The sequence below is a fragment of the Halococcus salifodinae DSM 8989 genome (assembly GCF_000336935.1).
Classification (GTDB): Archaea; Halobacteriota; Halobacteria; order Halobacteriales; family Halococcaceae; genus Halococcus; species Halococcus salifodinae.
In genome coordinates, this window is sequence record NZ_AOME01000012.1 from 58,834 (window position 1) to 70,604 (window position 11,771).

Genomic DNA, 11,771 nt, shown 5'->3' on the forward strand with positions numbered 1-11,771 from the left:
TAGCCGGGACCGGCGGTGACGCCGATTCACGCGGTTTCGTGCTCGCGCTCGTCGTCGGGTTCCTCCTCGCGGCCCTGGGCGAGTTCGCGTTCGATGTCGCCCTCGATCGCCGAGAGCGACTCGACGGTGACGACGTTGCCGCCGCCGGGGTCGGTGACCATCACGGGTTCGCCTTCGGGGATCTCGCCGTCGAGAGCGCGCGCGGCATAGTAAGGATTGAATCCGCCACCGTCGAGTTTGACCTGGCCACCCGAGTGGGTCACGCGCTCGGTGACCCGGCCCGACTTCCCGCGGAGCGAGTCCGAGTCCGTGGTTTGGGCCATGTTCTTCCCGCCGTAGAAATCGAACTTTCGATAGGCGTACAGGGTCCCCGCACCGCTGGCAACCACGACCGCGGCGAGGATGGCTGCCAGTATCACGCCGCCGAGACCGAGAGCACCGAGCGCCACCCCGACCATGCCGGCGACCAGCAGCGCAACCCCCAGTACCACGAAGTGCGCACCAGGGGCGAGCGCCTCCAAGCCCATCAATCCGAGCCCGGCGACCACGAGCACCAGCGGAAGCTGGTTGAGGAGGAGGTCCGCCTGGAGCGGGATCGCACCAGCCGCGAACGCCAGTACCATAGTCGTGTGTTAGAGCGACGCGTGATTAACTGTTGGGTCCGACGTTCAGATCCCGAGGATCACGACCAGCGCGACCGCGACCCCGAGGCAGACGAACAGCGTGTTCTCGAGACTCGGGGAGCCGGGTTCGATGTCGGTCGTGCCCGCCTCGCCGAAAACGTCGGTCGCTTGGTCGGCCGACTCAATCCCGGTTCCGTCGCCGCCATCCGTCGCGTCGTCACCGTCCTCGAAGTCCTCGACCGCGTATTTCCAGTCGTCGGCCATACGCCGGAGACGGGTTCCAGCCTGAAGTGCGTGCCGCCAGACACACAGGAAACGAAACAGGCCCGATGGAGAGCGTATCGTATTCACTCGGACACGCGCGGCTCGACAGTTGTTCGACTCGGCACCCGACTCGTGGTGTACGGCTGCCTCTGGCTAGTTATCGGACTCGTCGTCTTCGTCCGAATCGCCCTCGTCGTCCTTTCGCTCGACAGCAACATCGGCTTCGATCTCCACATCGATGTTCAGATCCTCCGTTTCGAGCGTTGCTTCGGCCTCTTCTGGATGGTCCAACTCGATTTCAAGTTCGTCGCCGTTTACTTCGACTTCGAGATCGACATCGACATCCTCGGCCATACTCGGAGAATGACACAATAGCATCAAAAAGCCACCGATTGTAGATGGAGTCCCCATCCTGTAGCCCTGTGTGTGGTGATTCCTACGACAGCTTCTCTACAGCAGGGATCAGTACTCAACGGCTCGGCGAGGGCTCACGACGTACTCGACGGCTCCGGCACCGTCGGCGAACTCGTACCCGATCTCGATTGGGGTTTCGGTGCCGAGTTGGAGGCCGATGTCGGGAGCGTCGGCGATCGCTCGATTGATCGCGTTCAGGTAGTCGAGCGAGAACAACGAATGTGCGTCACCCGGCGTGAAGTCGACGAGATCGTCCGCCGTGAGCGCGAGCGAGACGTCATCGGTGTCGCCCTCGGCCTCGACGTAGAAAGTCTTCGCGTCCGCATCGATCCCGAACGCGATCTGATTCGCGACCATGTCCGCTGCTCGCAGGGCCTGGTCGATGACGTCGGCGTCGACGACGGCCTCGCCGGTGAGGTCGACCGCCGTCTCCGAGAGATCAGGTGGTGATCGGATCGCCTCGGGATCGATGAGCGCCAGCGTGTATTCGAGTTCGTCGATGACGATTTCGAGCGTGCGCGTTTCGGGATCGAGAGCGAGCGCCACTCGTTGCCCGCGATCGGCCATCCCGACGACCGCCGCGAGCCGATCGACATCGACGCCGATTCGCCCGCCACCAGCCTCGTACGCTTCGAACGCATCGTCGGAGAGTTCGAGGTCAACCATCGCGACGCTCGCCGGATCGACCGCCGGTATCCGGACACCATCGTCGTCGAGATGGAGGCAACATTCGTCGACGAGCGCGCCCACGAGACCGACAACCGTCTGTGCCGTTTCGGCGCTCACGACCGCCTCGAACGGCCGGGGTGACGATTCCTCCGCATCACTCACTCGTGCCATACTTCTCGTCACCACGCCAACCGAATAAGACTTTTTGACAGCGAATCGGATGATAACCCGAAACAGGTTATATTTATATACCTCTGTCGGATAGCGTAACTTGATTCAGAGTATGTCGGGCAGAGAACGCGGTGTCCTGAGTCAGGCGGATCGGGCGTATCTCCGTGGCGAGACGGAGTTCGCGAGTGCGCAGTCGGAGCGGAACGCGCGATCACGCATCCGTGACCGGATCCACGACGCCGTCCTCGACTTCGAGGTACTGATCGAGCACCTCCCGGACCACGACCGCGAGATCGTGTTCGAAAAGCGGTTCGACCGGATGGAGGGGACCGAGGCGTTCGACGCCCTGGTGTCCGCAGTGGCGTTCCTCTATCAAGCGATCGACGATACCGAGGTCGCGTTCGAGACAGTACTGAAGGAGGCGATCAACCTCGCGGAGGCGAAAGACGACCGGGCCGCGACCGTCGACCTCGATCTGACCTTTCAGACTCTTTCGGCCGAGCAGCTCCAGCACAAACTGGAGCAGGGAGAATCGCTATCGCTCACCGAGATCGCGTATCTCCATCAAAGCGACGAGGTTGGACCGGACGAACTCGCGGCGTACTTCGCCACCGCCGAGGCAGCGACCGAAGAGATCGACGACGGCCGTATCCAGTCGAAGGTGACGAACTTCTGAATCGGAAGTGGACGAGCGTGGTCTATGGACGGATCAGCGGATCTTCGTTCCGGGGACGCTATCGTCGTGCGTCGTGAGCAGATCCGCGTCCTCGCCCGCCGCGAGCACCATTCCATTACTTTCGACGCCGAACAGCTCGTTCTTCTCGATGTTCGCGAGCACGACCACCCGGGTGCCTGCTAAACTACTGAGATCGTGGAGCTGCTTGATCCCCGCGACGACCTGTCGGGTTTCGACACCGAGATCGACCTCCAGCCGGGCGAGGTCGTCCGCCCCCTCGATCCCTTCGGCGAGTTCGATCTCGCCGACCCGGATGTCGAGATCCTGGAACGCCTCGAACCCGATCCGTTCGTCGGCGAGCGCCGCGATCTCGGCGTCGATCTCATCAGGTGCGTCGTCCGCGTCGTCCTCGCTGGCGGCCGCGATCTCGGCTTCGAGTGCCTCGTTCAGCTCCGCGACGCGGTCGTCCTCGATCTTCTCGAACAGCTCTTCGGGCGCGTCGAAGTTCGCGGATGGCGCGTCGAGCGCCGCGTCGAGGGTGGCGTCGTGGACCGAGCCGGACTCGTCGAGCTGGTCCCAGAGCCGTTCGGCGGTGCTCGGGAGCGCCGGTTCGGCGAGCACCGCGATCGCCTTCGCGATCTGGACGCAGTCCCGGATGACCGCGCCGCGTTCGGGGTCGTCGAGGTTCCACGGCTCGTGGCCCTGGATGTACTCGTTGCCGAACTGAGCGAGTTTGACGGGGGCCTGACCGACCGCGCGAATGGAGTAGTCGTCGACGCCCGCCGCGAAGTCGTCGATCGCATCCTCGATGCGCTCTGCGACTTCATCCGAAACCTCGCCGTCGGGCGTCCCCTCGTAGTTGCGGTAGGCGAACAGGAGGGAGCGATAGCAGAAGTTGCCGAGCGTGCCCACCAGCTCGCCGTTGACTCGCTCGGCAAAGCGTTCCCACGAAAAGTCGACGTCCTGCTGGAACCCCGTCCCGGTGGTGACGTAGTACCGGTAGAGGTCGGTGTCGAACCCCTCGTCGAGATACTCGTCCGCCCAGACGGCCCGGTTCCGACTGGTCGAGAATCCCTTGCCATCGAGGTTGACGAACCCGCTTGCCAGCACCGAACGCGGCTCGTTGTACCCCACTCCGTGGAGCACGGCGGGCCAGAAGACGGTGTGGTGCTGGATGATGTCCCGGCCGATGACGTGGACGATTTCGCCATCTTCCTGCCAGACTTCCTCCCAGTCGTATTCGTCCGCACCGACACGCTCGCTGTACTGCTTCGTGGAGGCGACGTACTCGATCGGGGCGTCGACCCAGACGTAGAGCACGAGGTCCTCCTCGCCGGGGTACTCGATCCCCCAGTCGAGATCGCGGGTGATACACCAGTCCTGAAGTTCGCCCTCGATCCACTCGCGGGGCTGGTTGCGCGCGTTCGCGGTCCCGTCGAGGCGGTCGATGAACTCGCCAAGGTACTCTTGGAACTCCGAGAGTCGGAGGAACTCGTGCTCGCGGGTGCGGTACTCCGCGGGGTTCCCAGTAATAACGCTCGTAGGCTCTTCGATCTCACCCGGTTCGAGGTGGCGACCGCAGCCTTCGTCGCACTCGTCGCCGCGGGCGTGCTCGCCGCAGTACGGACACGTCCCCTCGACGTACCGATCGGGCAGGGGTTGATTCTCTTCGGGGTCCCACGCGACTTCGATTTCCTTCTCGTAGATATACCCATCCTCGTCGAGTTCGCTGACGAACCCCTGGGTGAGTTCGACGTTCGTGTCTTCGGCCGTGTGGCCGTAGTTGTCGAACTCGACGTCGAACTTCGGGAACGTCGCTTCGTACTTCTCGTGGTGGCGCAGTGCGAACTCCTCCGGCGAGACGCCCTCGCGCCACGCGTTGACCGCGACGGGCGTGCCGTGCATGTCCGATCCCGAGACGAACGCGGTCTCCTGGCCGAGTTTTTCGAGCGCGCGGGCGTAGGCGTCGCCGCCGACGTAGGTACGGAGGTGGCCGACGTGGAGATCGCCGTTGGCGTACGGCAGTCCACACGTGACCACCGCCGGGTTCTCGGTGGGGAACGACTCGTGGCTCATGGGTAGCGATACCTCGATGCGGGCCTAAAGCCCGCGGTTTTGTTGACGTGCATTGTCGGTGACTGGTGTTGGGTGTGACTGGAAGGCGAACGATCGGAGAACGCGCCGCGGTTTCTGCGCCCGCCCGTCGTCACCGCGTCAGCGGTCCGGCGAGCCGGCGGGTCCACCACGCGCTACGCATAGCGCGCAGTCGCATCACGTGGTGGACCGTCGGGAACACGCCTTCGTGTCCGAGCGCGGGACTCATAACGGTGTTCCTCACGACGAGCAGCCGACACCGACGATCTCGGATCGACGGAACTCCAGTTCACAGGGCGAAGAACGGCGAGAGCACGCCCACGGTGATGAGCAGGCGACCGATGCTCCCGGTGAAGGTGGCGGCGGCGAACTTCACGTAGTCCTCCTCCAAGACAGTGAACGCGTAGATCGAGATCGTGTCGGGAAAGAACGGGACCGAGAGCGCGAGCGCGAGCCCGATGTAGCCGTACTTCCGCGCGAGCTCGACCGTCCGGCGCTCGGACCACTCCACGACGTCGAAGCGCGATTCGCGGAGCCGGTCGATAACGGGGCCGGACTGTCGTCTCGCCTCGTGACCGAGGTGGAACGCAACCACGCTGCCGGCGGCCTTGCCGAGTCCGCTCACCAGCATGATGACTGCGAGGGCAACGTTCTCGGGCAGTCCGAATCCGAGACCGGTCGCAGCGGGAACGAGGACGATTTCGCTCGGCAACGGCAGCACGACCGCGATCAGAAACGAGTACGCCGCGATGAGCAACAGTCCGATGGGGCCCGTCGCGGTCTCGACCGCTTCCTCTAGCCCGCCGAACTGCAGCGGCACGATCGTCCCGGCCGCAGAATCCGTGAGAAGCAGCCACTCCGCGGCCAGGGGGAATGACACGAGCGGGAATCCACACTCGCGCGTCCTAAGTGTGGTGTTATTCGACGCGATCGAGATCGGTCACGAACCGCTCGAGCGTCCCGCGAGTGACGTGGGGCATACAGACCACCCGGAGGTCGCCCGTCGCCGTGCGCGCGATCCGCCAGCCGCCCTCACGGAGCGCGTCGAACTCGCTCTCGGGGAGGGTGGCGGCGATCAGGGGGAGTTCCGGCTCGACGACTTCGTAGCCCCGTTCGTCGAGCGCGGCGGCGAGCCAGTCGGCGTTCGCCTGGCAGCGCTCGGCCTGCTCGCGGTAGCCGTCGGGCCAGAGTTCGTCCATCGCGGCGGCCGCGCTCGCGACGCCAGCCCCGCTCCGGGTCCCGGTGAGGCTGGCCTGGGAGGCCGATTCGAGGTACGGCGTGTCGATCGCGAGGACATCGAGTAGATCGGGAGAGCGCGCGAGCAGTCCGCCGGCAGGCACGGCCGCACGGCCGAGCTTGTGGGGGTCGATCGTCAGCGTGTCGACAGCGGCATGGTCGAAGTGCCAGTCGTGATCCGTGAACGGGAGCTGGAACCCACCCCATGCGGCATCGACGTGACACAGCGCGTCCGTCTCGTCCGCGAGATCGGCGATAGCAGGAATGGGATCGACGCGCCCGTATTCGGTCGAGCCGGCGACGCCGACCACCGCGACCGTATCGCTGTCGACGAGTTCGCCCATCACCTCGGGGTCGGCCCGGTAGTCGTCAGCGAGCGGTGCGGTCCGGAGTTCGAGACCGAGCACGGCGGCGGCCTTCTGAAAACTGAAATGGACGCTCGCGGGCGCGACGACGTTCGCCCGACCGTCGGCCGCCCCGCTCGTCGCGCGATCACGCGCGATCCGCATCGCCTGGAGGTTCGCCTCGGTGCCACCGCTGGTGATGTATCCTGCCGCATCCGGATGACCGGCGATCTCGTCGAGGGTCGCTACGGCCTCGCGTTCGAGGTCGGCGACGGTCTCGTAGGTGGCGGGGTCGCCGGGGTTCGTCGCGAGGAACTCCTCGGCGGCCGCGCGGGCCGCGGGATGGGGTTCCGTACACATCGAGGAGAGGACACGGGAGAACTCCTGCGGGGTGGCCCGCTGCATAGCCATGGCTGGAGCGTGGCAGGTTTAGCCGTTGTGTCTTCGATACCTCACCAAGCGACCGAAAACCGCCCGGGACCGATCGAACCGCCAGCTCAGCGAACGGTGTCGAGAATGAGTTTCTGTTCGACCCGCTTGACCTCGTGCTGGACGTCACGGACGGCGTCGATGTTCGCCGAAATCGAGGAGACACCCTCGTTGACGAGGAAATCGACCATTTCGGGTTTCGAGCCGGCCTGGCCACAGATACTCGTCTCGACGTCGTTCTCACGACACGTTTCGATCGTCTCGGCGATGAGTTCGAGCACCGCGGGGTGGAGCTCGTCGAACCGGTCGGCGACCTGGCCGTTGTTCCGGTCGACCGCGAGGGTGTACTGGGTGAGGTCGTTGGTGCCGAAGGAGGCGAAGTCGATCCCGGCCTCCGCCATCTCCTCGACACACAGCGCGCTCGCGGGCGTCTCGATCATGACGCCCCATGACCGCTTGTCGATATCGATGTTCGCTTCTTCAAGCAGATCGCGCGCCGCCCGGACGTCCTCGACGTCGTTCACGAGCGGGAACATGATCTCGACGTTGTCGTAGCCCATCTCGTACAGCCGGCGGAACGCTTCGAGCTCGTGGACGAACACGTCGGGTGTGTCGAGGCTCCGGCGGATGCCCCGATACCCCAACATGGGGTTGTGCTCGTCGGGCTCGTCGCCGCCGCCCTGGAGCTGGCGGAACTCGTCGGTCGGTGCGTCGAGCGTGCGCACCCGCACCGGCCGGGGGTAGAACTCGTCGGCCGACCGCCGGACGCCCTCGACGATCTCGTCGATATAGGCGTCCTCGCCGTGGTCCGCGATGTACTTCTCGGGGGTCTTGTTCGTCGAGAGGATCATGTGCTCCAGGCGGAGCAGTCCGACCCCGTCCGCGCCGGTCGCGGCCGCGCGTTCGGCGGCTTCGGGGATCGAGACGTTGACCTTCACCTCGGTCGCGGTCATCGGTTTGACCGGGGACTGCGGGCGGACTTCCTCGACGGCGTCGCGCTCGCCGTTCGCGGTCCGGCCCTCGCGGATCGAGCCCTTGTCCCCGTCAATGGTGACGAGTTGGCCGTCTTCGAGGGTTCCAGTCGCGCTCTGTGAACCCACGACCGCGGGCACACCGAGCTCGCGCGAGACGATGGCGGCGTGGGAGGTCATCCCACCCTCGTCGGTCACGATCCCGCCCGCGCGCTTCATCGCAGGCACCATGTCGGGCGTGGTCATCTCGGTCACGATGATGTCGCCCTCCTCGACCTTGTCGAGCTGGTCGAGCGTCCCGACGATCCGGACCGAGCCGCTCGCCACGCCGGGGCTCGCACCGAGCCCCGTGAGCAGCACCTCCTCGGCCGTCGTGTCGTCACCGCCACCGTCGGCGACGCCTGCCTCGGCCCCGCCGGCTTCCGCCCCTGACTCGTCGGCCTCGGTGATCGTCGTGATCGGCCGCGACTGGAGCATGAACACCTCGCCGTCGAAAACTGCCCACTCGACGTCCTGGGGCTCGCCGTAGTGGTCCTCGACGCGCTCGCCCAGTTCGACTAGCCTGTGGATCTCGCTCTCGTCGAGCACCTGGGCGGTGCGTTTGTCATCGGGGACCTCGCGCGAGACGGTCTCGCCGGTCTCGCTTTTCTCGTACATCGTGTTCTTTTCGGCGACCGTCACCGAGTCGATCTCGCCGCTCGCCCGGTCGAAGACGTAGTTGTCGGGCGAGACCTCGCCCGCGACGACCGCCTCGCCGAGCCCCCACGCGGCCTCGATGATGAGATCGTCCTCGCCGGTCGAGGGATGGGAGGTGAACATCACACCCGACTTCTCGGCGTCGACCATCCGCTGGACGACCACCGCGATGTCCACCTTGTCGTGCTCGAACCCCTGTTGCTCGCGGTAGTAGATCGCGCGCTGGGTGAACAGCGACGCCCAGCACTCCCGCACCCGCTCGACGAGGTCCTCCTCGGTGACGTTCAGGAACGTCTCCTGCTGGCCCGCGAAGGAGGCGTCCGGGAGGTCCTCGGCGGTGGCCGACGAGCGCACCGCGACGAACGCCTCGCCGTCGTCGAGGTTGCCGTAGGTTTCGACGATCTCCTCGCGGAGATCGTCGGGCATCTCGGTGTCGAGGATGAGCTCCTCGGCGCGGGCCTGGGCCTCCGCGAGCGCGGCCGAGTCGTCGGGATCGACATCGACCGCCTCGAAGAGCGCCTCGTCGATCCCGGTCTCCTCGATGAACGAGCGGTAGGTGCCTGCGGTGACGACGAACGCGGGCGGCACGGGCAGTCCGGCACCGGCGAGTTCGCCGAGCGACGCCCCCTTGCCGCCGACGTCGCCGATGTCGTCCTTTCCGACCTCGTCCAGCCAGAGTACTGCCATGTGGATCAACACTCACGAACGTGAATAAAGAACCTTCCGAACCAGCCGAGCGACAGCACCGAGACGACGTCGTTCCTACACTTCTCCCGTCGCCCGGTGTAGTGAGGTGATGGGGACCGCTGTCGTGTCCTGCCGGGATCAGACCGTCGTGTGCTTCCGGATCCGATAGACGAGTCGGACAGCGGCGACGAGAACGGCGAGCGCGAAGAGCGTTTCGAGCAGCGAGGAGGTGGCTCCGACGGCGGTGACGATCCCGAAAACAACGATAGCGAGACTGATCCGGATGATGGTTCCACCCGCGAGATCGGCGAGCGCCGCCTCGTCGGTGACGGCGGTCGGATCGTAACCGGCGAGGAGAAACGTCCAGCCGCGGAACTTGATGAGATAGCCGATCACCAGCACACCCAGACCAACGAGGACGGTTAGAGCACTCGATACGGGCAGTGCGAGGAGTTCCATAAACGAAATCGGTTCGAATATAGTATAAGTCTTCTGTCGGTACCGGCGTGATTTATGCCTCGATCACGCCGGCCTTATCGATCTCGGGGACCGTCAGCTCGCCGTCGAGTGCGATCGACGCGCGACCCCCGACCCGCACCCGTTCGCCGGCGGGGGCATCCTCGTCGATGCGGACGTCGACACGGCCCGGGCGGTCCACGAAGTGGCCCTGCTCGAAAGTCATCTCGGTCGCCTCGACGGCCTCGAAACGTCGGAGATACGCCCCGACCGCGCCGCTCGCGGTGCCCGTCACGGGGTCCTCGGGAATCCCCGCACCTGGCGCGAACATCCGGCCGTGAGCGGTCGCGTCGGCGGTGAGCGTATCGAACGTGACGGCGTACAGCCCGGTCGCGTCGACCGTCTCACAGAGCGTTTCGATCGCGGCCATGTCGGGCTCGCACTCGCCGAGAACGGAGAGGAAGGTGACAGGTACGACCAGAAACGGGAGGCCGGTCGAACTCCGGGCCATCGGGAGATCGACATCCGTGATCGCCGCGGGATCGACGCCGAGTGCGGCGGCCACCCGCTCGATGTCGGGATCGACAGTTTCGATTTCGGGATCGTTCTGGGTCATCCAGACCCGGTCGCCGTCGATCTCGACGTCGAGCACGCCGACGTCGGTTGCGAGCGTGTGCGCCCCGTCGTCGATCGTGCCGTCCTCACGGAGCAACGCGTGGCTCGCGATCGTGGCGTGGCCGCAGAGATCGACCTCGGTCGACGGGGTGAAGTAGCGCACCCGTCGGTCAGCATCGTCAGCCGAGCGGAGAAAGGCGGTCTCGCTCGCCCCGATTTCACGCGCGATCGCCTGCATCTGGGCGGCTGAGAGGCCGTCGGCCGCTGGCACCACGCCGGCGGCGTTGCCCGCGAGCGGTTCGTCGGTGAAGGCGTCGATCAGGAGCGCCCGGACCGATTCCATACCGACGGGTCGCCGTCGGGCGTCCTCAATCCTCCGGCCGGACGTTCCACGCTGGTGACCTATGCGCCGTCCGGGCTGGCGGTGGTCGGCGGGCGCTCGTATCGGCTGGCGAGGTCGAGGTACGACATCGCTCGTTCGTGGCCGTCGGCGAGGCAGGCACGCTCGCGGGTGGGATCGTATTCGACGAGTCCACTCCGGTCGAGCGCCGGAAGATGCGTCCGAGCGAGATCGGTGGCGACTTCGCGGCACGCGCCAGCCACCGCCGCGATCGGCTGGCCCGCCTCGGCAGCTGCGATCACCCCGGCGAGATCGCGGAGCGCGAGTCCGTCCTCGACCTCGAGGAGGGCGTAGAGCACGTACCGTCGGCGACGAGCGGCGAGAACGTCGAAGATGGCGTCGGTGTCGAGCATAGCAGCGGAGTTCGTCCGACACAATATGAAAGACCTGCGCTCATTCGCAGGGAGGTTATATACTGGGTCGGTACCAGCGATCGACGACCGTTCGATGGACGTTCGACGGACAGGGTTAACCGATCCGGTCACGGAATCACGCCGGAGCACCACCATGTCCGAACTGCCGGACGATTTCACCTGCACCGTCACCAACTGGGAGTATATCTACGGTCGGTGTCGGGCGGTCGCCGACCAGGTCAAGCGCTCGGGGTTCGAACCGGAGGTGGTCGTCGCGCTCGCCCGCGGCGGTTGGTTCGCGGGCCGGTGTCTGTGTGATTTCCTCGGGCTCGACGACCTCACCAGTCTGAAGATGGAGCACTACGTCGGTACCGCCGCCAAAAGCGGCGAGCCCGAGGTCAGGTACCCGATGCCCGAGGGCTCCGTCGCGGGCAAGGACGTGCTCATCATCGACGACATCGCCGACACCGGCGGGTCGATCGAACACGCCCACGAGTACGTTCTCGACCGCGATCCCGACGGCGTCCGCACCGCGACCCTCCAACTCCTGGGAACCAGCGAGTTCGAACCCGACTACGTCGGCGAGCGCCTCGACGAGTGGGCGTGGATCGTCTACCCGTGGAACTTCATCGAGGACATGATCTGTCTCTTATACACATCTCTGATGGCGCGA

13 protein-coding genes are annotated in these 11,771 nt (G+C 65.5%); 2 read left to right on the forward strand and 11 right to left on the reverse strand.

Features of this window, described 5'->3' with window-relative positions; genetic code table 11:
- Positions 1 to 26: 26 nt before the first annotated feature.
- From C450_RS01310 to C450_RS01325, 4 genes are all read right to left on the reverse strand, one after another.
- A complete protein-coding gene (locus C450_RS01310) occupies positions 27 to 623 on the reverse strand; it encodes an NfeD family protein (RefSeq protein ID WP_005039035.1) in 597 nt (198 codons plus the stop codon).
- 45 nt (positions 624 to 668) lie between these two features.
- On the reverse strand, positions 669 to 887 hold the full coding sequence (locus C450_RS01315) for a DUF7312 domain-containing protein (RefSeq protein ID WP_005039037.1): 219 nt from the start codon (positions 885 to 887) through the stop codon (positions 669 to 671).
- Between the two features lie 153 nt (positions 888 to 1,040).
- On the reverse strand, positions 1,041 to 1,241 hold the full coding sequence (locus C450_RS01320; protein ID WP_005039039.1) for a hypothetical protein: 201 nt from the start codon (positions 1,239 to 1,241) through the stop codon (positions 1,041 to 1,043).
- 108 nt (positions 1,242 to 1,349) lie between these two features.
- Positions 1,350 to 2,141, reverse strand: coding sequence for a DNA polymerase sliding clamp (locus tag C450_RS01325; protein ID WP_005039040.1), 792 nt, complete (start codon positions 2,139 to 2,141; stop codon positions 1,350 to 1,352).
- A gap of 112 nt (positions 2,142 to 2,253) precedes the next feature.
- On the opposite strand from C450_RS01325, the gene C450_RS01330 reads away from it, so the two are divergent.
- Positions 2,254 to 2,817, forward strand: coding sequence for a hypothetical protein (locus tag C450_RS01330; RefSeq protein ID WP_005039043.1), 564 nt, complete (start codon positions 2,254 to 2,256; stop codon positions 2,815 to 2,817).
- Between the two features lie 33 nt (positions 2,818 to 2,850).
- Here C450_RS01330 and metG read toward each other — a convergent pair whose 3' ends face one another.
- From metG to C450_RS01365, 7 genes are all read right to left on the reverse strand, one after another.
- The gene (gene metG / locus C450_RS01335) at positions 2,851 to 4,893 is read right to left on the reverse strand and encodes a methionine--tRNA ligase (protein ID WP_005039045.1); all 2,043 of its coding nucleotides are present in this window, start codon (positions 4,891 to 4,893) and stop codon (positions 2,851 to 2,853) included.
- A 307-nt stretch (positions 4,894 to 5,200) separates the two neighbouring features.
- Entirely contained in the window at positions 5,201 to 5,764 is a 564-nt protein-coding gene (locus C450_RS01340) for a YqaA family protein (protein ID WP_241430232.1), read from the reverse strand.
- 64 nt (positions 5,765 to 5,828) lie between these two features.
- Positions 5,829 to 6,896 (reverse strand): tyrosine decarboxylase MfnA, encoded by a 1,068-nt coding sequence (gene mfnA, locus C450_RS01345; protein WP_005039049.1) that lies wholly within the window; start codon positions 6,894 to 6,896, stop codon positions 5,829 to 5,831.
- A gap of 92 nt (positions 6,897 to 6,988) precedes the next feature.
- Positions 6,989 to 9,274: a pyruvate, water dikinase gene (gene ppsA, locus C450_RS01350; protein WP_005039051.1), complete on the reverse strand. Its 2,286-nt coding sequence runs from the start codon at positions 9,272 to 9,274 to the stop codon at positions 6,989 to 6,991.
- Between the two features lie 138 nt (positions 9,275 to 9,412).
- A complete protein-coding gene (locus C450_RS01355) occupies positions 9,413 to 9,733 on the reverse strand; it encodes a DUF3784 domain-containing protein (RefSeq protein WP_005039052.1) in 321 nt (106 codons plus the stop codon).
- Positions 9,734 to 9,785: 52 nt separating this feature from the next.
- Positions 9,786 to 10,688: a PhzF family phenazine biosynthesis protein gene (locus tag C450_RS01360; RefSeq protein WP_005039055.1), complete on the reverse strand. Its 903-nt coding sequence runs from the start codon at positions 10,686 to 10,688 to the stop codon at positions 9,786 to 9,788.
- A gap of 59 nt (positions 10,689 to 10,747) precedes the next feature.
- Positions 10,748 to 11,098: a DUF7344 domain-containing protein gene (locus C450_RS01365; RefSeq protein WP_005039057.1), complete on the reverse strand. Its 351-nt coding sequence runs from the start codon at positions 11,096 to 11,098 to the stop codon at positions 10,748 to 10,750.
- A gap of 154 nt (positions 11,099 to 11,252) precedes the next feature.
- Between C450_RS01365 and C450_RS01370 the strand changes: the two genes are divergently transcribed.
- The coding region (locus C450_RS01370) for a phosphoribosyltransferase (RefSeq protein WP_049909778.1) at positions 11,253 to 11,771 on the forward strand (519 nt) is incomplete at its 3' end.